This is a genomic window from Mesorhizobium sp. W016 (assembly GCF_054719485.1).
Genome location: NZ_JBTTIF010000002.1, coordinates 4,481,264 through 4,502,265, shown reverse-complemented (window position 1 = coordinate 4,502,265; position 21,002 = coordinate 4,481,264). Strand labels below are relative to the sequence as shown.

Here is a 21,002-nt window from a genome sequence, read left to right as displayed (position 1 = left end):
TATCGTCATGGAGACGGTGCGCGCCGGCGACCATGACCGCTATGTCAGCGCACTCTATGCACCGGCCAACAAGCGCGCGGCGCTGTTTTCGCTTTACGCCTTCAATGCCGAGATTGCGTCTGTCCGAGACCGCATCCACGAGGCATTGCCGGGCGAAGTGAGGCTGCAATGGTGGCGCGATGTCATCGCTGCTGAAGCCGCAGCCACAGGCAACCCGCTCGCCGATGCGCTGAAGGCGACGATTTCTGCCCATGGCCTGCCCAAAACTGCCTTCGACAACATGCTCGAGGCCCGCATCTTCGACCTCTATGACGATCCGATGCCGTCGCGCACCGATCTCGAGGGATATTGCGGCGAGACGGCGGCCGCGCTGATCCAGCTGGCGGCGATGGTGCTCGATCCCAATCAGGCGCCGCGCTTTGCCGAACTGGCGGGCAGGGCCGGCTGCGCCCAGGCGATGACCGGCCTGTTGCTGCTGTTGCCGCTGCATCGCCGACGCGGGCAATGCTTCGTGCCGGCGGATATCCTTGCAGCGGCCGGCTCGTCGCCGGAGGAGTTCGTCAGCGGCGACGGCGGCCCCGGCGCTCAGCGCGCGGTGGCTGCGATGATTGCATTGGCGCAGGAGCATCTCCGCGCTTTCGAGCAAGGGGCGTCCGCACTTCCGGAAACGCTGCGTCCGGCGTTCCTGCCGCTGGCGCTGACCAGCGCCTATCTCGGCAAGATGGCCAATGGCCGCTCGCCGCTTGGTGGCGCAGACCGGCTTTCGGCTCTGCGCCGGCATTGGCTGTTGCTCAGGCGCGCAACGCGGGGTTGGCCAGCGAGTTAACGTAAACGTCAATCGCGTTAGGACTCTGAGACTTGGCTATTCAGCAGCTTCCGCTGTTTGCGCCGGCAGCCCTAGCCACTCCCGACAATCTGCCCGCGCGCGTGAGGTGATCGCGTGGCGCTTGGCCACCGTCTTGTCCTTGCCGCGCAGGCGTTTGCCTTCGGTCTTCGGTGCTTCCACCGGCGGGAACAGGCCGAAATTGACGTTCATCGGCTGGAACGAGCGTTTGCCCGGCTCGTCGTCGGAAACGATGTGGCCGCCGGTGATGTGGTTGAGCAAGGCGCCGAAGGCGGTGGTGAGCGGTGGCAGCGATGGCGCGTGGCCGAGCCGCTCGGCGGCGGCGAAGCGGCCGGCGAGCAGGCCGATCGCCGCGCTCTCGACATAGCCCTCGCAGCCGGTGATCTGGCCGGCAAAGCGCAGGCCCGGCCGCGACTTCAGCTGCAGCGAGGCGTCGAGCAAGGTCGGCGAGTTGATGTAGGTGTTGCGGTGCAGGCCGCCGAGACGGGCGAACTCGGCGTTTTCCAGACCCGGAATGGTGCGGAACACGCGCACCTGCTCGGCATGCTTCAGCTTGGTCTGGAAACCGACCATGTTGTAGAGCGTGCCCAGCGCATTGTCCTGACGCAGCTGCACCACGGCATAGGCTTTTACCGTCGGATTGTGGGCATTGGTCAGCCCCATCGGCTTCATCGGCCCGTAGCGCAGCGTCTCGACGCCGCGCTCGGCCATGATCTCGATCGGCAAGCAGCCGTCGAAATAGGGCGTGCCTTCCCACTGCTTGAATTCGGTCTTTTGGCCGTCGACCAGCGCCTGTACGAAGGCGAGATACTGGTCCTTGTCCATCGGGCAGTTGATGTAGTCCTTGCCGGTGCCGCCGGGCCCAACCTTGTCGTAGCGCGACTGGAACCAGCAAATGTCCATGTCGATCGTGTCGAAATGGATGATCGGGGCAATCGCGTCGAAGAAGGCCAGCGCATCGGCGCCGGTTGCCTCGGCGATCGACTGGGCGAGCGACGGCGCGGTCAGCGGTCCCGTGGCGATGATCGCCTGGTCCCACTCCGCCGGCGGCAGGCCCGGCACTTCCTCCCGCTCGATGGTGATCAGCGGGTGCGCTTCGAGCCTTTTCGTCACCGCGTCGGAGAAGCCGTCGCGATCGACGGCCAGCGCGCCGCCGGCCGGCACCTGGTTGGCGTCGCCGGCGCTCATGATCAGCGAGCCGGCCAGCCGCATTTCGGCATGCAGCAGGCCGACGGCATTGTTCTCGGCATCGTCGGAGCGGAAGGAATTGGAACAGACGAGTTCGGCCAGCCCATCGGTCTTGTGCGCATCGGTGCCGCGCACCGGGCGCATCTCATGCAAAATGACGGGAACACCGGCTTGTGCTGCCTGCCAGGCGGCTTCGGAGCCGGCGAGGCCGCCGCCGACGATGTGGATAGGATTTTTGCTCATGAGCGCCGGAATAATCGCTTGGCGCGCCGTTTGCAATTGGCCGGTGCGAGCGTGGGGCATTGTCGTGCAACGACGGAGCTCGAGTTTCTTATGTCCGCGGCGACGCTTGGATGGCGGCGCAAAGCGCCTCGATCGACCGCAAGCACAGCCGAAAACCTGCCCCAAAAACAACAACACCCGCCGCGGGAGGAGGTGCGGCGGGTGTCGTTTTTGGGGCCGATCCTCGGGAGGAGGTGGGGATCGGCCGTATTCGTCATCGCCGGGGAGGAGGTCGGCTTTGACGAAATTCTTTTCGCCGGATCGAGGGAGGCGAAATCCCTGGAAGACGAACTGCGTTCACTTTGGAGACGAACTGCGTTCGGTTTGGAAACAGCGCCCGCCGCGGGAGGAGGTGCGGCGGGCGCCGTTTTGGTGGTCAACCCTCGGGAGGAGGTGAAGGCTGACCGTATCCGTCAGGGTCGGGGAGGAGGTCGACCCTGGCGAAATTCTTGTTAGATCGTCGCCCTGCGGGCGATGATCTTGATCTCGTCACGGACGATGCCGAGATCATGGAGCTGACGGTTCGAAAGGCGACCCAGTTCGGTAACGGTGTCGCGGTAAACGCGCCAGTTACGATAGTTGCGGATCAGGTTCATTGTCGTTCTCTTTTTCAAAACTGGTTCGGACCATTTGCGATCCGAAGAGGATTAGACCGCCTTGCGGGCGACGTAGTGGATGTCGCTGCGGCTGATGCCGAGGTCGGTCAGTTCACGGTTCGACAGGCGGCTCAGCTCGGAGACGGTGTCCCGGTAGCGGCGCCAGTTGCGGTAGTTGCGGATCAGGTTCATGGTAGTGCTCGTTTCGTCTTTCTTCGGATCATTCCGTTTGTGTACGAACAGTAAATAGGCTGGGTTATATCGATTTAAAAGTGCTGTTGGCGCATGGCAGCAATGCAAATTGTGCAATGCAACATTAACGCGCGTTCACGGCTTCGTCATGAAGAAACCCGAATCGGAAAATGACGTTGCGTCAACGATTTGAGCGGATCGGCTGTCAGAAAGACCAAGCTGGGGGAGAAGCGGCATGGCGAGTTATTCGTCACGGGCGAGGGCCGATATCGGGCGGTGGCTGCAGGCTGGCCTGATCGACGCGAAGACGGCCGATGCGCTTAAGCGCGACATCGACGCAAACGAGCGCAAATCGCTGAGCTTCGGCACTATATTGGCCATGATGGCAGCGCTGCTGTTCGGCGCCGCGATCCTGCTCTTCGTCGCCGCCAACTGGGACGCGATCCCGCGGCTGGTGCGGGTCGCGGCGCTGTTTGCCGTCATTCTCGCCGGCTATGTCGGCGGCGCGGTGTTGAAGATGCGCGACCATGCGGCGATCGGCGAGGCGCTGTGGATCGTGGCCGCCGCGGCCTTCGGCGGATCGATCGCGCTGATCGGCCAGATGTACCATCTCACGGGTGACGAAGCCTCGGCCATCGTCACCTGGGGCATCGGCACGGCATTAGCCGCGGTGGCGTTGCGCTCGAACCCGCTGACGGTCGCTGCCGTCGGCATATCCGTTGCCTGGCTGTTCGTGCGCGCGTTCGACTTTTATGACCGCCCCGTATTTCCGGATTTCTTCGTTATCATGGCGCCGGTGCTTTTTGTCGTCTCGTTGTGGACGCGCAGCCAGCCGGCACGCCACCTGATCATTCTCTCGGTCATTTTCTATATCGCGGTGCGCGGCCTGGACCAGAACACGCTCGCCCTGGCTATTCCTCTCGTCGTGGTGTCGGCGCTGCTGTTTGCGGTTTCGATCTTCGCCGCTGGGCCGGCCGACCGGATCTTGCAACTCGGCGGGCGGTTGCCTTTGCACGCCTTGATCGGCTTTCTCACCGGGCTGGCGATGATGCAGATCGAACTGGGCGATGACAACGCCTTCAGCAACGGCTTTGCCATTGCGTCGGTCATCGCACTGGCCGGCATTGCCGCGGCGATCATGCTGGGCGGGCGCGAGAGCAGGGGGCTGCGCTGGGTTGCCTATGCCGGCTTTGCCTTCGAGCTCGCCATTATCTATGTCGTGACCTTGCAGACGATGCTCGGCACGGCCGGCTTCTTCCTGGCTGCCGCAGTGCTGTTCGGCATCCTGGCTCTCGTCATCATCCGTGTGGAAAAACGCATGAAGGCCCCGGAAGGAGCGGCAGCATGATGTCGGGAAAGAAACTTGTCATCTCGGCGCTGGTCCTGGCGCTCGTCCAGATCGGCTTCCTGAGCTGGATCATCGCCGGCCGCGCGGCGATCCTGCGCAACGGCAAGGAGGTCTTGCTGAAAGTCGAGCCGGTCGATCCGCGCGATCTGCTGCGCGGCGACTATATTATCCTCGGCTATGAAATATCGCGCTTTCCGGTGAAGCTGATCGCCAACATCCCGGCCGGCCAGCTCGTGAGCGAGAACACGCCGATCGTGGTCCGGCTGAAGCCGGGTGCCGACGGCTATTGGCATGCGACCACGGCCTGGTTCGGCAAGGCTCCGACGCCGGCGACCGCCGACGAAGCCGATATTGTCGGCCAGGTCGCGCCGGGCTGGACGCTTGATCCTGAATCCACGATCGCACCGCAATACGGCATCGACCGCTTCTACCTACCTGAGGGCCAGGGCATGGCGATCCAGAACGACATGCGGGTGCGGCCATTCGGCGTGCGGATCGCGCTCGCCGCCAGTGGCCAGGCACAGATCAAGGCGCTGATGGACGGCGACAAGACATTGTTTGAGGAACCGCTCTACTAGAAGACATTACCCAGGGCATGGATTTCGGCAACGATCGATCGCTTCGCCTTCATGCAAACCAGACGGGCGAAGACAATGCCGATTACGGTGACGACGCGCGAAGATATCAATCTCGATGCCGTTTTGCGCGTCGCCTGGAGAAACGACACGGTCGAAATCGGCGACAAGGCCTTGCAACGCATTGCCGAATGCCGCGCCTCGTTCCTGAAACTCATTGAGTCCGATCCGCCGCCGGTCATCTACGGCGTCACCACCGCCATGGGCGAGCTGGCAAGCCGCAAGCTCGAACTTGACGAGCGCGACCGCCATGCGCGCATCAAGGCGTATGCCGCCGCCACATCGTTCGGTGAGCCATTGCCTGAGCGCGTCGTCAGGGCGATCGTGCTGGCACGGCTGACCAATTTCATCGAAGGCAATGCCGCCACCACGCCGCGCATCGCGCTAGCCGTTGCGGCGATGCTCGACGGTGGACCGATGCCGGTGGTGTCGTCGCAGGGGCAGGGCGGCGCCGGCGAGATCCTGGCGCTCTATCCGCTGTTTGCCGCGCTTACCGCTGGCCTGGAGCTCGAAGTGAAGGAGCGGGGCTCGCTGATCAACGGCTCGCCCTGCGCTGCCGCCCTTGTGGCGGACGCAGCACTTGCCGCACGCCGTCGCGTCGCGATGGCGCACAAGGTGTTTGCGCTGTCGATCGAAGCCTTTCGTGCGCCGCTCGAGCATTATGATGCAGCGCTCGACGGGCTCTGGGGCGACGAACACGAAGCGGCCGCCTTGCAAGGGTTGCGGCAGTTTCTGGTCGGCGCAGGGGATGGACGGCGCAATTATCAGGCGCCGGTCAGCTACCGGATCGTGCCGCGTGTGCTCGGCCATGCGCATCGGGCGCTGGCCGGCGCCGAGCAGGCGGCGACCGTATCGCTGGCCTCGATCTCGGACAATCCAGTCTATATCCCGCCCGACGCGGCGCACCCGCTGGGGCGCTGCATCTCGACCGGCGGCTATCACAATGCCATGGCGACGCCGGCGCTCGACGATCTGGCGGCGATCTGGGCCGATCTCTGCCTGCTCTGCGACCGCCACGCCTCAAAGCTGCTGAACGGCAAGGTGTCGCTGCTGCCCGACCTGTTGATGACCGGGCGGCATTGGGCCGACAGCGACGGGCACGGCAATGTCGGCTATGTGCCGATGGCGATCACCGGCTATCTCGAACAGGCCAAACTCGCGGCGCAGCGCACCTTCATTCCGGGCACCGAATCGGCCGGCGCCGGCCAGGACGACGTCGCCACCACCGCATTCTTCGCCTGGACCAAGGAAGCGACGGCCGGCCGCTGCCTCGATGCGGCAATGGCGATGCTGGCGATGATCGCCTCGCAGGCCCTGTACGTGACTGAACGCGCCGCGCCGCCGGCATTGCAGGATTTTGTCGCGGATATCAGGAAGATCGTGCCGCCGGTCGACGCCGACCGGGTGCTGGGGCCGGAGCTGGCGAAATTGGCGGAGTGGTTTACCGGTCAAGTGTTTGAAGTGTAGGCCGTCGCCGCCAGTCCTCCTACGCCACGGCTTCGGAGGACACCCTTCGCTTTATCAAGCTCCTGGGTGGCCTGCCACCCGAAGCTCGATAGAGCGAAGGGTGGTGCGGATGAAGGGACTCGAACCCCCACGCCTTTCGGCACTGGAACCTAAATCCAGGGCGTCTACCAGTTCCGCCACATCCGCATTTGTCGGCAATCCCATGTAGCCATCATTCTGTCAATGTCGGGGCGAAAATGTCTGCCGTTGGGGCGGTCATTCGCTGCAACGCGAAGATGGTTGAAAATTGGCCTCGCCTGTGACAAAAGGCGTGTCAAATGTGACGGGACGCGCCGATCCGCTTCTGCAGAATGTGATAAGAAGTAGGAAAAACAAGAACTTATTCACATCTTGGAACGCAGTTTGGAACAATTTGAGCCGTAATTTCGGTCAAATCGCCAGGTTCCGTACCAAAAGCCATTCCCGGCAAGATTGTACCGGCAGGCTGTGAACGGCAAGACGCCGTGGCAGCCTCTTTGGTGAAGATAAAGGTTTTACGATGCAGGTCACCGAAACGCTCAACTCCGGTCTCAAGCGCGAGATCAAGATCACCGTGCCGGCCGGTGATATGGAAGCCAAGCTGATGGCGCGGCTGTCCGACGCCAGGAACAAGGTCCGCATCAACGGCTTCCGTCCCGGCAAGGTGCCTGTGCAGCATTTGCGCAAGGTCTACGGCAAGTCGTTCATGGCCGAAGTGGTCAATGAGATCCTCAACGATTCGACCCGTTCGATCATCACGGGGCGCGGCGAAAAGGCCGCCATGCAACCTGAAGTGATCATGACGGAAGATGAGAAAGAGGCCGAGAAGATCCTGGCCGGCGGCGCCGACTTCGAATTCCGCCTCAACTACGAGGTCATCCCGGCGATCGAGATCAAGGATTTCTCCGACATCAAGGTGACGCGCCAGGTATTCGAAGTGCCGGACAGCGAGATCGACGAGCAGGTCCAGCGCGTTGCCGAATCGGCGCGCAGCTTCGAGCCGAAGACCGGCAAGGCCGCCGAAGGCGACCGCGTTTTGATCGACTATCTCGGCAAGATCGACGGCGAGGCCTTTTCCGGCGGCGCCGGCACCGACCAGCCGCTGGTTCTGGGTTCCAAGGAATTCATCCCGGGCTTCGAGGACCAGCTGATCGGCGCCAAGGCCGGCGACGAGAAGCAGGTCACGGTCACTTTCCCGGAAAACTACCAGGCAGCGCATCTGGCCGGCAAGGAAGCCACCTTCGACGTCACCGTCAAGGAAGTGTCCAAGCCCGGCGCGCTGGAAATCAACGACGAGATGGCCAAGAACCTCGGCCTGGAATCGCTGGAGCGCCTGCGCGACGTGGTGCGCGGCCAGATCGAGAACCAGTTCGGTTCGATGACCCGCCAGAAGGTCAAGCGCCAGCTGCTCGACCAGCTTGACGCGGCCTATTCGTTCGAGGCGCCGTCGAAGCTCGTCGATGCCGAGTTCAACAACATCTGGACCCAGGTCAACCGCGATCTCGAAGCCGCCGGCCGTACCTTCGCCGACGAGGAGACGACGGAAGAAGAGGCACGCGCCGAATATCTGCGGCTTGCCGAGCGCCGCGTGCGTCTCGGCCTGGTTTTGGCCGAGATCGGCGAGAAGGCCGGCGTCACCGTTTCCGACGAGGAACTGCAGCGCGGCCTGTTCGAGCAGGTGCGCCGCTACCCGGCCAACCAGCAGCAGGAAGCCTTCGAGTTCTATCGCAGCAATCCGGAAGCCCTGAACACGCTGCGCGCGCCGATGTTCGAGGAGAAGGTCGTCGACCATCTGCTCAGCCAGATCTCGGTCACCGACGTCAAGGTCAGCAAGGAAGAGCTGATGGCTGACGACGAAGAGGGCGATACCGCCAAGGCCAAGCCGGCGAAGAAGGCCGCTGCCAAGAAGGCCGACAAGGCTGAAAAGGCCGACGACGCGGAAGAGCCGAAGAAGAAGGCAGCCCCGAAGAAGAAGGCCGCCAAGGACGCCGAATAAGCGCCTGACGACAAGATCAGAAAAGGCCGCCCTCGAGGCGGCCTTTTTCGTTGTGGCGGATGTGCCTTGAGCCACCGCAGCCCACCTGAACCTTTGTACGGTCGTCCTGTTCTACCTACCGGCCAGATTCTGTGGTACACAAGTGCCGCAATTCCATCTGGGGAGGAGCGGAGAATCTATTCTGCCGTGCAGGGCGCATGCTGGTGCTACCGGCATGTGCAGACCGTCTCAGGCAAATTTGACGATCAGGGAGGAATGCCATGCGCTTGGTTGCGTTTTTCGCCGTCGTTTCCGTTGCAACTTTCATCGCCAATCCATCGCGGGCACAGGACGCCGCGGCGGGCGAGAAGGTCTTCACCAAATGCAAGGTCTGCCACGTCGCAGACCAAGATACCAACAAGATAGGCCCTTCGTTGCATGGCGTTATCGGCCGGACGGCCGGCACGCATCCGGATTTCAAATATTCCGAAGCCATGATCGCGGCCGGCACATCCGGCGTCAAATGGGATGAACCGACACTGACGACGTATCTTCACGACCCCAAGGCAATGGTCAAAGGGACGAAGATGGCGTTTCCCGGTCTCAAGAAGGACGAGGACGTCGCCAACGTCATCGCCTATCTGAAGCAATTTTCCCCGTAACCTGGCTCGTCGGCCGGCCAGAGCGTTTCACCGTCTCACGGAAACGGCGATCCGCTCGATCTCTTTGTTCTTACGCAATTCCGGACGGAAAACCGCATACGCTCTTTCTGGAATTGCTCTAGGCTGCCCGGTTTCCATCGATGGTCGTCTCAAATGTCGGTCAAGGAAAGCCTCAAGGATACCGGCGTCCGCCTCTCGGAAGCGACGGCCAGTGATTTCTTTGCGCTCTTGAAGCCTCGGGTCATGGCCCTTGCCGTGTTTACCGCCTTCGTCGGTCTGATGGTGGCGCCCGGCGCGATGAACCCGGTCATCGCCGTGATCGCCATAGGTGCGATTGCGGTTGGAGCGGGAGCGGCCGGCGCGCTCAACATGTGGTACGACGCCGACATCGACGCGCTGATGTCGCGCACGTCAAAGCGGCCGGTTCCGTCGGGCCGCGTCACGGCCGGCGAAGCGCTCGGCTTCGGCTTGGTGCTTTCCGCACTTTCGGTCATGACGCTCGGCGTGCTGGTGGGCTGGCTTGCCGCGTCACTGCTGGCCTTCACCATCTTTTTCTACGTCGTCATCTATACGATGTGGCTGAAGCGCTCGACACCGCAGAACATCGTCATCGGCGGCGCGGCGGGTGCCCTTCCTCCGATGATCGGCTGGGCGGCGGCCACCGGCGCCATCGGCATTGAAAGCCTCATCCTGTTCCTGATCATTTTCCTGTGGACGCCGCCGCATTTCTGGGCGCTCGCACTGTTCAAGGCCGGCGACTATGCCGCTGCCGGCATCCCGATGATGCCGAACGTGGCCGGCCAGGCCTCGACCAGAAGGCAGATCTTCGCCTATTCACTGCTCCTGGCACCGATCGGAGTGCTGCCCTGGGCGTTCGGATTTACGAGCGGGGTCTATGGGATTGTTTCGGCTGCATTGGGCGCGGGTTTCATCTGGCATGCCTGGAACGCCCTGGTCATCCTCGACAAGGAGATGAAGCCGGCCAAGGCGCTGTTTGCCTATTCGATCTTCTATCTTTTCGCGATCTTTGCCGTGCTGCTTGCCGATACCATCGCGATACGCGCGTTCATGTCAGCCGGAGGATGACGGCATGACGCTGTGTTCGGAAACCTCGCCTTCCGGGAGCCTTTTGTAAGAACGGGCGACAAGCTCCAGTCAATGGAGTATATTGATTGCGGTGCAGGTCGCGGTTCGCGTGGCCAGTCATGCAGAACGGCAGCACCGTGAAACCGCGACCTTGCCGGACCTGGTCTGGAGGAACGGGCATGACAAGTTTTCACGTGATTGCAGGCGCCAGCGAAACGCTGGAACACACCAAAATCCGAAAAATCAGTGTTTCCGATCTATTCGATGCGCTCAAGCGCGGTGTTGACGATTTTATGGTCAAACCGTCGCACATCGTCTTTCTCTGCCTGATCTATCCGCTTGTCGGCGTGGTGCTCGCTGCCTGGACTTCGGGCGCCAATGCGTTGCCGATGTTGTTTCCGCTGGTGTCCGGCTTTGCGCTGATAGGTCCATTCGCGGCGATCGGCCTCTATGAGATCAGCCGCAGACGAGAAGCCGGGCTCGACACCTCCTGGACGCACGCTTTCGAGGTCAGGAATTCTCCGGCCCTGCCAGCCATCGCCGCAGTCGGGATCATGCTGGTTGCAATCTTCATCGCCTGGCTTTTGGCGGCGCAGGTGTTCTACGAATATCTCTTCGGCCCGGCTCCGCCTGCATCGATTTCGGGCTTCATCAATGAAATATTTGCCACCGGACGCGGCTGGTCTCTGATTGTCCTGGGGCACGCCATCGGCTTCGTCTTCGCCGCGGTGGTGTTGTGCACGACGGTTGTCGCCTTCCCATTGCTGCTCGACCGCGACGTCGGCGCCTACGAAGCCATCCACACGTCGGTGCGAGCGGTGCTGGCGAACCCGATCCCCATGGCTGTCTGGGGACTGATTGTCGCCGTCGCCCTGATCATAGGCTCGCTGCCGGTGTTTGCCGGGCTGGCGGTCGTGCTGCCGATCCTGGGTCACGCCACCTGGCATGTCTACCGCAAGGTTGTGGAGCCGCCATCGTCCCCGACGCGGGTCGGCCTCTGACCCCGCAGATCAGCTGATGGGAAGCTTCATCTCCGGTCTTTGACCGGAGATGAAGACTGTGCGTCAGGGCCCCGGTCCGAAGAAGGACAACCGGGTGAGAAGCGTGTAGTCCGCTTCGAAGAGCATCATCGCCACGAACACCAATATCAGAAGCGGCGGCAGGATGATCGCATAGGTCAGCGCCAGCCGCTCCCAGGCCATGTGCATGAACACGGCGACGATCAGCCCGGCCTTGAGGATCATGAAGATCAGGATCAGAGACCATCTGAGATAGCCGTGGATGCCGAGATAATCGACCATATAGGAGCAGGCGCTGAGGATGAACAGCCATGCCCAGACCACCAGATAGAGCTTGATCGGATGTTCCTGATGAACCTCCGCGACGCCGGTCGATGGCCCTTCATGCGCATGATCAGAGTGCAGCGCGTGTTGCCCGAGGCCGTTTGCGGTTGCTTCAGCCATGTCAGCCTCTCACCAAAGATAGAAGAATGCGAAAATGAACACCCAGACCAGGTCGACGAAATGCCAGTAGAGCCCCATGATTTCGACGTTCTCGTAGCGACCCCTGCGGCTGGTGAAGAAGCCGGGACGACCGACGTCGTAGTCTCCACGCCAGACCTTTCGCGCCACGATGATGAGGAAGATCACCCCGATCGTCACATGCGTGCCGTGGAAGCCGGTGATCATGAAGAAAGTCGAGCCGAATTGTGCCGCGCCCCAGGGATTGCCCCACGGCCGTACCCCTTCGGTGATCAACTTGGTCCATTCGAAGGCTTGCATGCCGACGAAGGTGGCTCCTAGCGCTGCCGTCAGAAGCATGAGGATTGCGGTTTTGCGGCGGTCGCGGCGATAGCCAAAATTGACCGCCATGGCCATCGTTCCGCTGCTCGATATCAGCACGAAGGTCATGATGGCAATCAGGATCAGTGGAATGTCCGAACCGCCGATGCGAAGCGCAAAGACCTCGCTCGGATTGGGCCACGGCACACGTGTGGAGACGCGCGCGGTCATGTAGGAGAGCAGGAAGCAGCCGAAGATGAAGGTGTCGCTGAGCAGGAAGATCCACATCATGGCCTTGCCCCAGGACACGTTCTTGAACGCGCGCTGATCCGAGGACCAATCGGCGGCGATGCCTTGCCAGCCTGCGGGCCGCGTCTCCGTTTGGCCGGTATGCGTCAGTGTCGTTTCTGCCATGCTCCTCGACCTCCTAGGTCAGCAACTGCCGGCAAATATCGATGAACGTCGCGGCCCAGCCGGCTAAAAGAGCGAAGATGGCGAGCCAGACGAAAAGCAGGAAATGCCAGTACATGGCGCATAATTCGACGCTGAGGCGAAGCCGTTCCGGCCGTGCCCCGTTCCAGGCGCCGGCGGTTGTCCTGCCCAGGCCCACCAGCCCTCCCACTATATGCAGGCCGTGCATCCCGGTTATCAGGTAGAAAAAACTGTTGGCCGGATTGGAGGCCAGAAAATAGCCATCGGCGGTCAGGTCCCGCCATGCCATGAGCTGCCCGATGAGGAAGGCGATCGCGGTGAGCCCAGCCGCAGCAAGGCCGAGCCTGACCGTGTCCATCTGGCGCTTGCGCGCCGCGATCGAGGCGCATTGCAGCGCAACGCTGCTCAGCACCAGCATGCCGGTGTTGAGCCAGAGCAGGCGTGGGATGGGCAGCGGCTGCCAGTCCGACAGCGCCATACGCATGAAGTAGGCGCTGGTGAACAGCGCAAACAGGCAGCCGACCACGGCGAGGAAGACACCGAGGCCAATCTTGGCGGTCGGCAGGCTCGATCGGTCGAAGGCGACAAAATCTCCTGCCACACCTTGCTCGAGCCATGGTTTCGCCATCAGCCGCTGATGCGAGAGCCACCAGCCGGCAAAGCCGGCGATCACGAGAAGGAAGACCAGGATGACGCTCATGCCGGCTCCCTGGAGGGGCCGAACGTGCCCGGCATGTTTTGCGGAATGAAGTCCTCCTTGGCGCCCGGCACGCTGTAGTCATAGGCCCAGCGATAGACGATCGGCAGATCCTTGCCGAAATTGCCATGCGCCGGTGGCGTCTGCGGCGTTTGCCATTCGAGTGTCGTGGCTCGCCATGGATTGCCACCGGCCTCGCGCCCATGGCGGATGCTCCAGATAAGATTGAACAGGAAAACGATCTGGGCGAAGCCGACGATAAACGCCATGATGCTGATGAACGAGTTCAGGTGATGCGCCGACTCCGTCATGACCGTCACGTCGGTCAGTTCGGCATAGCGCCGCGGCACGCCCATCAGGCCGATGTAATGCATGGGAAAGAAGATCAGGTAGGCGCCGAGAAATGTGACCCAGAAATGGAACCGGCCGAGCGTCTCGTTCAGCATCCGGCCGGTGACCTTCGGGTACCAGTGGTAGATCGCGCCGAAGATGACGACGATCGGAGCAACACCCATGACCATATGGAAGTGAGCGACGACGAACATCGTGTCCGACAGCGGGACGTCGACGACGACGTTGCCGAGAAACAGCCCGGTCAACCCGCCATTGACGAAGGTGACGATGAAAGCCATGGCAAACAGCATCGGTATGGTGAGATGGATGTCGCCCCGCCACAGCGTCAGCACCCAATTGTAGACCTTGATCGCCGTCGGGATGGCGATGATCAGTGTCGTGGTGGCGAAGAAGAAGCCGAAATAGGGGTGCATGCCGCTGACATACATGTGGTGCGCCCAGACCACGAAGCTCAGCGCGCCGATGCCAACGATGGCCCAGACCATCATCCGGTAGCCAAAAATGTTCTTGCGCGCATGCGTGCTGATCAGATCGGAGACGATGCCGAAGGCCGGCAGCGCCACGATGTAGACTTCCGGGTGGCCGAAGAACCAGAACAGATGCTGGAACAGGATCGGGCTGCCGCCATTGTGCTGTAGCTGTTCCCCCATCTCGACGACCGCGGGCATGAAAAAGGAGGTTCCAAGCGCGCGGTCAAGCAGCATCATCACGCAGGCGACGAACAGCGCCGGAAAGGCGAGCAGCGCCATGACGGTGGCGGTGAAGATGCCCCAGACGGTCAGCGGCAGGCGCATCATCGTCATGCCGCGCGTGCGGGCCTGCAGCACCGTCACGACATAGTTCAGACCGCCCATGGTGAAGCCGATGATGAACAGGATCAGCGAGACGAGCATCAGGATGATGCCCCATTCCTGGCCGCCAGGTGTGCCGGTCATGATGGCTTGCGGCGGATAGAGCGTCCACCCGGCGCCGGTCGGTCCGCCGGGCGCAAAGAAGCTCGACACCAGCACCAGCACGGCAAGGAGGTAGATCCAGTAGCTCAGCATGTTGACATAGGGAAAGACCATGTCGCGGGCGCCGACCATCAGCGGGATCAGGTAGTTGCCGAAGCCGCCGAGGAAGAGTGCCGTGAGCAGGTAGATCACCATGATCATGCCGTGCATGGTGATGAACTGGTAGTAGGCCTCGGGGGTGATGAAATCGAACGTGCCGGGGAAGCCGAGCTGCAGCCGCATCAGCCAGGACAGCACCAGCGCGACCAGGCCGATGGCCGTTGCGGTCGCCGAATACTGGATGGCGATGACCTTGGCGTCCTGCGAGAAGACATACTTCGTCCACCAGCTGTGCGGATGGTAAAGCTCCATTTCCGCGACTTCGGCGGGCGGGACGGCATCTGCAGGCGTGATATCGACCATAGGCGGAGCACCTCCGTGCCCTTCAGCGGGACCCGACAGTTTCGAGTTTTGCCGCAACTTCTAGAGCTGACGCCGTCGCGTTGCCCGGCGCCTGTTCCACCGAGCCCGTCTGCTGCGGCGCCGACAATTGCGCGAACGTCTGCTGCTGGTCGAGCCAGGCCACATAGTCCTGCTCGGTATCGACCATGACGATGCCATGCATCATCGGGTGCCCCTGGCCGCACAGTTCGGCGCACAGAACCTGGAAGGTCCCGGTCTTGGTGGGGGTGAACCAGAAATAGGTGACCGAGCCCGGTATCATGTCCATCTTGGCGCGGAATTCCGGAACGTAGAAATCGTGCAACACATCGATCGAGCGCAGCAGCATCTTGACCGGCTTGCCGACCGGCAGATGCAGGTCGGCCGCTTCCACCACGACGTCGTCCTGGCCGTTGGGGTCCTTGGCGATCACGCCCAGCGGATTTTCAGCGGTGACGTCGCGGGTGTCGGATGTGCCGAGTTTGCCGTCCTTGCCGGGCAAGCGGAAGCTCCACTGCCATTGCTGGCCGACGACTTCGACCACGGTTGCGTCGCTTGGAACGTTGACGAACCGGCTCCAGACAAACAGGCCGGGAACCAGCATGGCGGTAACACCCACTCCGGTGACGATCGTCAGCCACCATTCGAGCCGCTTGTTCTCCGGTTCGTAGGCCGCCTGGTTGCCTTCGCGGTGACGGAAGCGGAAAACGCAATAGGCCATGAATAGGACGACTGCGGCGAAGACGACGCCGGTAATCCAAAAGGTGATGATGATGGTGTTGTCGATATAGTCCCAATTCGAGGCAATCGGAGTCCACCACCATGGGCTCAGGAAGTGGAACAACACCGAGCCCACGACGATCAAAACGAGTACAACCACTATGGGCATGTCCCGTTCCTCCCGGTATTTCAGGGGGCGCGAAGCCGTCCCGGGAAAATACCAAGTGCATCATGCGTGATTTGCGATCGAAATTCTAGAGCCGGTTGTGGAAGGAGCGAAAAATTGCTTCTGCGGCGCCCGGACCTTGCTTCGTTGGTGACGCCGGAGCGACACCTGACCCCAAATCAGGGAGGGCAGGGGCTGGTTTGATTCGGCTTGCCTTGTTCCAGCGGGATCAAAGCGCCTTGATGATGATGCAGCCGGCCAAAACCAGCACGACGCCGGCGAGCCGCATGCCGGAGACAAGCCGCTGCGGCAGGCGGAACCAGCCGAAGGTGTCGACGAAGATGCCGGCGACCTGCTGGCCGGCCACCGTCAGACTGACGGCAGCTGCCGCTCCGATGACGGGGATGGCGGTGAACACGGTCGTGACATAGGTGGCGCCGGCAAAACCTCCGAGCCAGCCCCACCAGGGCATCGACGACAGGCCGGCGAGGCGAGGGCGGGGCGTCTTCGTCAGGGCAAGCGCGATCAGAAGCACCGCGGCCATGGCCAGCATCGCCACCAGGAACGAGATGGTGCCGACCGCAAACGGCGCGCCGCCAAGGTCGTGCCGAAGCAAGGCGTTTACAGCGCCTTGCACCGGAAGCACGGCGCCTGCCAGCAGCGCCAGTCCGATCCACCCTGGTCTTGAGGATGCGGTATTGTCGGCCGCGCCCTTCTGTCCCAGAACGATGAGGGCAGCCCCGGCAAGCAAGACGAGCATGCCGAAGGCAGGCCCGGCTCGCAGTCCGGCTTCGGGGATCCCGAGCCAGCCGAACGTGTCGAGGGCGAAGGATGCAAGCATCTGCCCAGCGATGAAGAGCCCGACGGACACGACGGCGCCAAGGCGAGGGAACAGAAGAATGGTCGAAACGACGTAGAAGGCCGAAGCCATGCCGCCGATCGCATGCCACCATTCGGCTTGCCGAACGGCAAGCAGAGCCGGTGTCGTTCCGGTGAGGGCCGTGATCGACAACAGCACGATGGCGCCGACCGCGAGCTGAAGCGTGGTCGCGGCAAAGGGTGAGCCGACCGCCTTTGAAAGTTGGGCGTTGGCGCCAGCCTGCACTGCGAGCAGGCCACCGGCGACAAGCGCCAGAGGGATGAAGAGGATTTCCACGATCGTATTCCTTGAATGCGGGGTGCGGCGGCTAGGGCATGATCCCAAAAAGTGGGTGCCGGTTTTTGGAAAAGATCATGCTCCAACAAAGGGTTAGGTCATGATGAGATTTCAACCAAATCTCATCATGATCTAAGCGGCCGCTGACGCTTCCGGCAGGGCGGGAACAGCGATCCCTCTGACAACTGCGGAGCGGCGGCCGATGGCCGCATACCAGCGCGCCAGGTTTGGTGTGTCATCGAGGCTGAGGCCGAGCTTGCTGACGGCCGCGTTGATCCATGGCCATGTCATCACATCGGCGATGCCGTAGCTTTTGCCGACAATGTGCTCATGGTGCTTTAGCCGGCTATCGAGAACGCGGAAGACACGTCCGGTTTCGCGCTCAAAACACTCGATCACGTAAGGGATTTTTGCCGGCGCGAAGATTTTGTAATTCCACAATTGGCCAAGCGTCGGGCCGACATGGGCCGCCTGGAACAAGGTCCAGGTCAGCGTATCGTCCGCCTCCTGCGCGCCCACCGGCTGAAGCTTGCCCGACCGTCGCGCCAGGTAGTGTAGGATGGCGCCGGATTCGAAGACCGTGCGGCCGGCGTCCCGGTCGACGATCACCGGGATCTTGTTGTTGGGATTGAGCGCCAGGAAATCAGGCTTGGTCTGGTCGCCCCTTTCGATGTCGACCAAGCGGACCGAGTAGGGCAGGCAGACCTCTTCCAGCATGATCGAGGCCTTGTGCCCGTTGGGTGTCTGGCAGGTGTAGAGTTCTATCGGCGTCATGGCTCTTCTCCGCGACTGTTTCTTTTGTCGTCGGACTCCATATGGCGTGCGTGCATGCGCAGATCGACATGCCGATTCGCCCGCTTGCTCTGCGTTTTTGCACAGCGAAGCGTCATTTTGGCTCGCAGAGCGCAGCGCTTTCTTTTATCTTTCTGCAAGAATGCACAGCTCACGCGATATCGACTGGGAAGATCTGCGCATGGTGCTGGCCGTCGCCGATGGCGCTTCGCTGGCGGCGGCGGCTCGGATCCTGGGCGTGAACCACACGACTGTGCTGCGGCGCGTCAACGCCTTCGAGGCGCGGCTGGGTATCCGCCTTTTCGATCGGCTGCCGACTGGCTATGCCCTCACCGCGGGCGGCGAGGAACTGCTGGGCGCGGCACGCACAATGGCCGAGACGGTCAATGAACTGGCGCGCAAACTGTCGGGGCAGGATCTCAGGTTCGAAGGCAGGTTGCGGGTCACCACCACCGACACGCTGATGGCGTCGGTGCTGCCGCCGATCCTGGCGGCGTTTCATAAGCTCCATCCCGGCATACGGGTCGAGGCGATGACGCAGAATTCCATCGCCAACCTGACGCAAAGGGATGCAGACGTGGCGATCAGGCCGGTGTCGCAACCGCAGGAAATCCTGGTCGGCCGGCGCATTTCGGGCGTCGCCTTCGCCGCCTACGCGACACGTTCCTATGCCGAAACGCTACCCCCGGAGCCGAGATTGGGTGCGCTGCGCTGGATCGCGCCCGACGACAGCCTAGCCAACACCGGCGTCGCCCGCTGGATGCGGTCGTCGCTGCCCGATGTCGAGATCGCCATGCGCGCCGATTCCCTGGTGACGATGTCGCATGCGGCGGGCGCCGGTATCGGGGTTGCGGCGCTGCCCTGTTATCTCGGCGACAGCCTGCCCGGGCTTGTAAGGGTCGGAGGGCTGATCGAGGAGATTGGCTCGGCGCTGTGGGTGCTGGTGCACGACGATTTGCGCCGCACGGCGCGCGTCCACGCCTTCACCAAATTCGTCTCCGGCGAATTGCAGCAGCGGCGCGACCTTCTTGAGGGCAGGCTCGGCGCCGGAGCTTGAGACGCACGCCAGCTGACGCGCGGGCTCAGCTCCGCAACAAGCTCCCAAGCTCTGCGACGGTCATCACGCGCCCGAACACCTTGCCTATGATGTCGAGGGTTGCATTGTGCGATGGCTCGTCCAGTCCGCCGTTGGCGTCGCTGATGAAAGCCACCTTGTAGTCGCGCATGAAGGCGCTCCGCGCGGTGGATTCGCAGCAGATGCTGGTCACGGTGCCGATGATGATCACCGTGTCGACCCGGCCTGCGCCACGGATGTTGCGCAACACCGTCTCGATCTGCGTGTTGTGGAAGGCATCGTAGCGGTGCTTCTTGATGACGACATCGCCCGGCAGGGGCGCAAGCGCGGCGACGATTTCGGCGCCGGCGCTGCCTTCCCGCATTCCTTTGGTTTTCAGCTTCGGCTGATAGCCGGTTTCCAGCGGCGAGATATCGAAATGGTCGCTAAGCACATGCTGGGTGTAGATCACCGGGACGCCTTGCGCGCGGAAGCTCGACCACCTGCCGCATCGCCGGAATGCGATGGCGGGCCATGGCCACTTCCATGACGGCGCCCTCATCGACGAAGTCGCTTTGCATGTCGATGACCAGGAGGGCTGCGCGTTGCTTGTCGAACGGCCATGGTTCGTCGCCGGGCTGGGGCATTGCGCGTTTCCTGTTTCCGACGTTGATCAGGTGAGCAGCAGGCTCTTCATCGAGACATCGCAATTCCTGCCGATGACGATGTGATCGTGGATGGATGGAGAGATCAAAGTCGTGGCAATCTCGCAGCGAGTTCCGGGATTTGTTTGGGCGACTTGACGCGTCCTCGCTTGGCCTACGGGTCGATGACCGCGATCGCATCGATCTCTATCAGGTAGCCGGGAGACATCACTGCTATCCCGACCACCACGTTTGCTGGCTTGTGATCGCCGAACAGCTCGATCTGGGCGGCTTCGATGATCGGCACGTGTTCGTCGCGTTTGTAATCGACGATGTAGATCGTGATCTTGCAAACTTGCTCGGGCCGAGCGCCGGCGGCAGCAAGCGCACGGCCAAGATTCCCGAACGCCAGGCGCGCCTGGACTGCGAAATCACCATGGCCAACGAGCTTGCCGTGTATGTCTTCCGGCTGCTGGCCCGAGACGAACACCAGCTTGCTTCCTGTCGCAACGACGACCTGGGAGTACATTTCCGGAATCGGCAGATCATTTGGATTTATGCATTCGAGCGTCATTGAATAGATCTCCTGCAATGGCTGTCGGGAACTGGCTGCTTCGTATTCGCGGGTCTACCACATTGTCGCCGAAGCGGGCGATTCCGTCGCAATATCACTTCTACACCGCAACCGTGGGCATTTGAGCCAAAGCGGAATGTTGCTGATTGGCTCGCGAGCGGTGCGTTTGGGTTGACGGCGCCGGCGAGCGTCGGGCTCAGATCAGCAGCAGGCCCTTCATCGAGGCATTGCCTTTCTTGCCGATGATGATGTGGTCGTGGACGGCGATGCCGAGCGGCTTGGCGCTGTCGATGATCTGCTTGGTCATTTCGATGTCCGCACGCGATGGTGTCGGATCGCCGGAAGGATGATTATGCATCATCCGTCTCAACTCGGTATCTAATTGATATTGCATGATAAAATCTCGACGGCGGCGTAGCTGAGGGCGGTTTCTGGGGTGCGTACGCGCCTCTATTCGACCATGTTCACGATTGCTCATGTTCTTTCCTGTTGAGTCGATTTGTCGCATGGCACCTAACTGTTTGCTGACTCGCCCATTCGTTGAGGTCGCCCACAGGATAGACGATGGACTTTCCGATCTTCACGAAAGCTGGCCCGACGCGCATTGCTCGCCAGTTGGCCAATGTCCCGGTCGAGATCGCGCCGCGAAAACGTTCGGTCACTTCCTCTGGGGTGAGATACAGCGGTTCCGTCATCTTGCACCTCAAACAAGTCTGGTTCCGGATGATCGGGTCCGCAAATGGTGAAGACGGAGACGACCTCCTACACTCGGCTGGACGAGGCGATCTTCATTGAGAACATCTGTCGATACCGGCGCGTCACGCACCTTTACGGGGACTTCGCTCAATACTGAAAGCGGATTTTGATGGGGTAGGACCGTCTCGGGCTGCCGGCTAGAAAAGGGCT

At 61.8% G+C, this 21,002-nt stretch carries 23 protein-coding genes, 1 tRNA gene and 1 pseudogene; 10 read left to right on the top strand and 15 right to left on the bottom strand.

Going from position 1 to position 21,002, the window contains the following annotated elements; translation table 11 throughout:
* Positions 1–7: 7 nt before the first annotated feature.
* On the top strand, positions 8–826 hold the full coding sequence (locus ACYG9V_RS22395) for a phytoene/squalene synthase family protein (RefSeq protein ID WP_460222073.1): 819 nt from the start codon (positions 8–10) through the stop codon (positions 824–826).
* A 36-nt stretch (positions 827–862) separates the two neighbouring features.
* Here ACYG9V_RS22395 and trmFO read toward each other — a convergent pair whose 3' ends face one another.
* The 3 genes from trmFO to ACYG9V_RS22380 all read right to left on the bottom strand — a co-directional run bounded on the left by trmFO (position 863) and on the right by ACYG9V_RS22380 (position 3,102).
* Positions 863–2,275: a methylenetetrahydrofolate--tRNA-(uracil(54)-C(5))-methyltransferase (FADH(2)-oxidizing) TrmFO gene (gene trmFO / locus ACYG9V_RS22390; RefSeq protein ID WP_352763611.1), complete on the bottom strand. Its 1,413-nt coding sequence runs from the start codon at positions 2,273–2,275 to the stop codon at positions 863–865.
* A 491-nt stretch (positions 2,276–2,766) separates the two neighbouring features.
* The gene (locus tag ACYG9V_RS22385; protein WP_023667673.1) at positions 2,767–2,910 is read right to left on the bottom strand and encodes a DUF1127 domain-containing protein; all 144 of its coding nucleotides are present in this window, start codon (positions 2,908–2,910) and stop codon (positions 2,767–2,769) included.
* Between the two features lie 51 nt (positions 2,911–2,961).
* Positions 2,962–3,102: a DUF1127 domain-containing protein gene (locus tag ACYG9V_RS22380; RefSeq protein ID WP_006335194.1), complete on the bottom strand. Its 141-nt coding sequence runs from the start codon at positions 3,100–3,102 to the stop codon at positions 2,962–2,964.
* A 235-nt stretch (positions 3,103–3,337) separates the two neighbouring features.
* Between ACYG9V_RS22380 and ACYG9V_RS22375 the strand changes: the two genes are divergently transcribed.
* From ACYG9V_RS22375 to ACYG9V_RS22365, 3 genes are all read left to right on the top strand, one after another.
* A complete protein-coding gene (locus tag ACYG9V_RS22375) occupies positions 3,338–4,450 on the top strand; it encodes a DUF2157 domain-containing protein (RefSeq protein ID WP_023667672.1) in 1,113 nt (370 codons plus the stop codon).
* A complete protein-coding gene (locus tag ACYG9V_RS22370) occupies positions 4,447–5,028 on the top strand; it encodes a GDYXXLXY domain-containing protein (protein WP_023667671.1) in 582 nt (193 codons plus the stop codon). Before ACYG9V_RS22375 ends, ACYG9V_RS22370 begins: the two co-directional genes overlap by 4 nt.
* Positions 5,029–5,103: 75 nt before the next feature.
* Positions 5,104–6,552 (top strand): aromatic amino acid lyase, encoded by a 1,449-nt coding sequence (locus ACYG9V_RS22365; protein ID WP_352763614.1) that lies wholly within the window; start codon positions 5,104–5,106, stop codon positions 6,550–6,552.
* A 101-nt stretch (positions 6,553–6,653) separates the two neighbouring features.
* Here ACYG9V_RS22365 and ACYG9V_RS22360 read toward each other — a convergent pair.
* Positions 6,654–6,738, bottom strand: a tRNA-Leu gene (locus ACYG9V_RS22360).
* A 352-nt stretch (positions 6,739–7,090) separates the two neighbouring features.
* On the opposite strand from ACYG9V_RS22360, the gene tig reads away from it, so the two are divergent.
* From tig to ACYG9V_RS22340, 4 genes are all read left to right on the top strand, one after another.
* Entirely contained in the window at positions 7,091–8,566 is a 1,476-nt protein-coding gene (tig, locus tag ACYG9V_RS22355) for a trigger factor (protein ID WP_023697608.1), read from the top strand.
* Positions 8,567–8,826: 260 nt separating this feature from the next.
* Positions 8,827–9,207 (top strand): c-type cytochrome, encoded by a 381-nt coding sequence (locus tag ACYG9V_RS22350; RefSeq protein ID WP_023667668.1) that lies wholly within the window; start codon positions 8,827–8,829, stop codon positions 9,205–9,207.
* 153 nt (positions 9,208–9,360) lie between these two features.
* Positions 9,361–10,293 (top strand): heme o synthase, encoded by a 933-nt coding sequence (locus ACYG9V_RS22345; protein WP_023688232.1) that lies wholly within the window; start codon positions 9,361–9,363, stop codon positions 10,291–10,293.
* A 179-nt stretch (positions 10,294–10,472) separates the two neighbouring features.
* Positions 10,473–11,294 carry a DUF2189 domain-containing protein gene (locus ACYG9V_RS22340; RefSeq protein WP_023691119.1) on the top strand — a complete coding sequence of 274 codons (822 nt, stop codon included), beginning with the start codon at positions 10,473–10,475 and terminating at the stop codon, positions 11,292–11,294.
* Positions 11,295–11,357: 63 nt separating this feature from the next.
* Here ACYG9V_RS22340 and ACYG9V_RS22335 read toward each other — a convergent pair whose 3' ends face one another.
* From ACYG9V_RS22335 to ACYG9V_RS22305, 7 genes are all read right to left on the bottom strand, one after another.
* Positions 11,358–11,756, bottom strand: coding sequence for a cytochrome C oxidase subunit IV family protein (locus tag ACYG9V_RS22335; RefSeq protein ID WP_023667665.1), 399 nt, complete (start codon positions 11,754–11,756; stop codon positions 11,358–11,360).
* Positions 11,757–11,765: 9 nt separating this feature from the next.
* Complete coding sequence (locus ACYG9V_RS22330; protein WP_023667664.1) at positions 11,766–12,488, bottom strand: heme-copper oxidase subunit III family protein; 723 nt, start codon at positions 12,486–12,488, stop codon at positions 11,766–11,768.
* A 13-nt stretch (positions 12,489–12,501) separates the two neighbouring features.
* Positions 12,502–13,206 carry a cytochrome c oxidase subunit 3 gene (locus ACYG9V_RS22325; RefSeq protein WP_023688233.1) on the bottom strand — a complete coding sequence of 235 codons (705 nt, stop codon included), beginning with the start codon at positions 13,204–13,206 and terminating at the stop codon, positions 12,502–12,504.
* Positions 13,203–14,972, bottom strand: coding sequence for a cytochrome c oxidase subunit I (ctaD, locus tag ACYG9V_RS22320; protein WP_023681631.1), 1,770 nt, complete (start codon positions 14,970–14,972; stop codon positions 13,203–13,205). Before ctaD ends, ACYG9V_RS22325 begins: the two co-directional genes overlap by 4 nt.
* A 22-nt stretch (positions 14,973–14,994) precedes the next feature.
* Complete coding sequence (locus ACYG9V_RS22315; protein ID WP_352536912.1) at positions 14,995–15,879, bottom strand: cytochrome c oxidase subunit II; 885 nt, start codon at positions 15,877–15,879, stop codon at positions 14,995–14,997.
* Between the two features lie 226 nt (positions 15,880–16,105).
* Positions 16,106–17,032, bottom strand: coding sequence for a DMT family transporter (locus ACYG9V_RS22310; RefSeq protein ID WP_352763617.1), 927 nt, complete (start codon positions 17,030–17,032; stop codon positions 16,106–16,108).
* A 132-nt stretch (positions 17,033–17,164) separates the two neighbouring features.
* Positions 17,165–17,806, bottom strand: coding sequence for a glutathione S-transferase family protein (locus tag ACYG9V_RS22305; protein WP_031196341.1), 642 nt, complete (start codon positions 17,804–17,806; stop codon positions 17,165–17,167).
* A gap of 160 nt (positions 17,807–17,966) precedes the next feature.
* Here ACYG9V_RS22305 and ACYG9V_RS22300 point away from each other — a divergent pair, with 160 nt between their 5' ends.
* Complete coding sequence (locus ACYG9V_RS22300; protein WP_023667658.1) at positions 17,967–18,881, top strand: LysR family transcriptional regulator; 915 nt, start codon at positions 17,967–17,969, stop codon at positions 18,879–18,881.
* Between the two features lie 25 nt (positions 18,882–18,906).
* Here ACYG9V_RS22300 and ACYG9V_RS22295 read toward each other — a convergent pair whose 3' ends face one another.
* Positions 18,907–19,440, bottom strand: coding sequence for an isochorismatase family cysteine hydrolase (locus ACYG9V_RS22295; RefSeq protein WP_352763620.1), 534 nt, complete (start codon positions 19,438–19,440; stop codon positions 18,907–18,909).
* On the opposite strand from ACYG9V_RS22295, the gene ACYG9V_RS22290 reads away from it, so the two are divergent.
* Positions 19,403–19,609 (top strand): hypothetical protein, encoded by a 207-nt coding sequence (locus ACYG9V_RS22290; protein WP_023822998.1) that lies wholly within the window; start codon positions 19,403–19,405, stop codon positions 19,607–19,609. The two genes, ACYG9V_RS22295 and ACYG9V_RS22290, sit on opposite strands and share 38 nt — an antisense overlap.
* A gap of 88 nt (positions 19,610–19,697) precedes the next feature.
* On the opposite strand, the gene ACYG9V_RS22285 is transcribed toward ACYG9V_RS22290, so the two are convergent.
* The 3 genes and pseudogenes from ACYG9V_RS22285 to ACYG9V_RS22275 all read right to left on the bottom strand — a co-directional run bounded on the left by ACYG9V_RS22285 (position 19,698) and on the right by ACYG9V_RS22275 (position 20,791).
* Positions 19,698–20,096 carry a RidA family protein gene (locus tag ACYG9V_RS22285; RefSeq protein WP_023681625.1) on the bottom strand — a complete coding sequence of 133 codons (399 nt, stop codon included), beginning with the start codon at positions 20,094–20,096 and terminating at the stop codon, positions 19,698–19,700.
* A gap of 196 nt (positions 20,097–20,292) precedes the next feature.
* Positions 20,293–20,457 (bottom strand): annotated as a pseudogene (locus tag ACYG9V_RS22280) (JAB domain-containing protein); the annotation flags it as partial.
* 103 nt (positions 20,458–20,560) lie between these two features.
* The gene (locus ACYG9V_RS22275; RefSeq protein ID WP_352763622.1) at positions 20,561–20,791 is read right to left on the bottom strand and encodes a helix-turn-helix domain-containing protein; all 231 of its coding nucleotides are present in this window, start codon (positions 20,789–20,791) and stop codon (positions 20,561–20,563) included.
* Positions 20,792–21,002 lie beyond the last annotated feature (211 nt).

Excerpts from the sequence above, each read along its gene's own strand:
- ACYG9V_RS22395 (WP_460222073.1), top strand. The coding sequence starts at position 8 with ATGGAGACGGTGCGCGCCGGCGACCATGACCGCTATGTCAGCGCACTC.
- trmFO (WP_352763611.1), bottom strand. The coding sequence starts at position 2,275 with ATGAGCAAAAATCCTATCCACATCGTCGGCGGCGGCCTCGCCGGCTCC.
- ACYG9V_RS22385 (WP_023667673.1), bottom strand. The coding sequence starts at position 2,910 with ATGAACCTGATCCGCAACTATCGTAACTGGCGCGTTTACCGCGACACC.
- ACYG9V_RS22380 (WP_006335194.1), bottom strand. The coding sequence starts at position 3,102 with ATGAACCTGATCCGCAACTACCGCAACTGGCGCCGCTACCGGGACACC.
- ACYG9V_RS22375 (WP_023667672.1), top strand. The coding sequence starts at position 3,338 with ATGGCGAGTTATTCGTCACGGGCGAGGGCCGATATCGGGCGGTGGCTG.
- ACYG9V_RS22370 (WP_023667671.1), top strand. The coding sequence starts at position 4,447 with ATGATGTCGGGAAAGAAACTTGTCATCTCGGCGCTGGTCCTGGCGCTC.
- ACYG9V_RS22365 (WP_352763614.1), top strand. The coding sequence starts at position 5,104 with ATGCCGATTACGGTGACGACGCGCGAAGATATCAATCTCGATGCCGTT.
- tig (WP_023697608.1), top strand. The coding sequence starts at position 7,091 with ATGCAGGTCACCGAAACGCTCAACTCCGGTCTCAAGCGCGAGATCAAG.
- ACYG9V_RS22350 (WP_023667668.1), top strand. The coding sequence starts at position 8,827 with ATGCGCTTGGTTGCGTTTTTCGCCGTCGTTTCCGTTGCAACTTTCATC.
- ACYG9V_RS22345 (WP_023688232.1), top strand. The coding sequence starts at position 9,361 with ATGTCGGTCAAGGAAAGCCTCAAGGATACCGGCGTCCGCCTCTCGGAA.
- ACYG9V_RS22340 (WP_023691119.1), top strand. The coding sequence starts at position 10,473 with ATGACAAGTTTTCACGTGATTGCAGGCGCCAGCGAAACGCTGGAACAC.
- ACYG9V_RS22335 (WP_023667665.1), bottom strand. The coding sequence starts at position 11,756 with ATGGCTGAAGCAACCGCAAACGGCCTCGGGCAACACGCGCTGCACTCT.
- ACYG9V_RS22330 (WP_023667664.1), bottom strand. The coding sequence starts at position 12,488 with ATGGCAGAAACGACACTGACGCATACCGGCCAAACGGAGACGCGGCCC.
- ACYG9V_RS22325 (WP_023688233.1), bottom strand. The coding sequence starts at position 13,206 with ATGAGCGTCATCCTGGTCTTCCTTCTCGTGATCGCCGGCTTTGCCGGC.
- ctaD (WP_023681631.1), bottom strand. The coding sequence starts at position 14,972 with ATGGTCGATATCACGCCTGCAGATGCCGTCCCGCCCGCCGAAGTCGCG.
- ACYG9V_RS22315 (WP_352536912.1), bottom strand. The coding sequence starts at position 15,879 with ATGCCCATAGTGGTTGTACTCGTTTTGATCGTCGTGGGCTCGGTGTTG.
- ACYG9V_RS22305 (WP_031196341.1), bottom strand. The coding sequence starts at position 17,806 with ATGACGCCGATAGAACTCTACACCTGCCAGACACCCAACGGGCACAAG.
- ACYG9V_RS22300 (WP_023667658.1), top strand. The coding sequence starts at position 17,967 with ATGCACAGCTCACGCGATATCGACTGGGAAGATCTGCGCATGGTGCTG.
- ACYG9V_RS22290 (WP_023822998.1), top strand. The coding sequence starts at position 19,403 with ATGGCGGGCCATGGCCACTTCCATGACGGCGCCCTCATCGACGAAGTC.
- ACYG9V_RS22295 (WP_352763620.1), bottom strand. The coding sequence starts at position 19,440 with ATGAGGGCGCCGTCATGGAAGTGGCCATGGCCCGCCATCGCATTCCGG.
- ACYG9V_RS22285 (WP_023681625.1), bottom strand. The coding sequence starts at position 20,096 with ATGACGCTCGAATGCATAAATCCAAATGATCTGCCGATTCCGGAAATG.
- ACYG9V_RS22275 (WP_352763622.1), bottom strand. The coding sequence starts at position 20,791 with ATGACGGAACCGCTGTATCTCACCCCAGAGGAAGTGACCGAACGTTTT.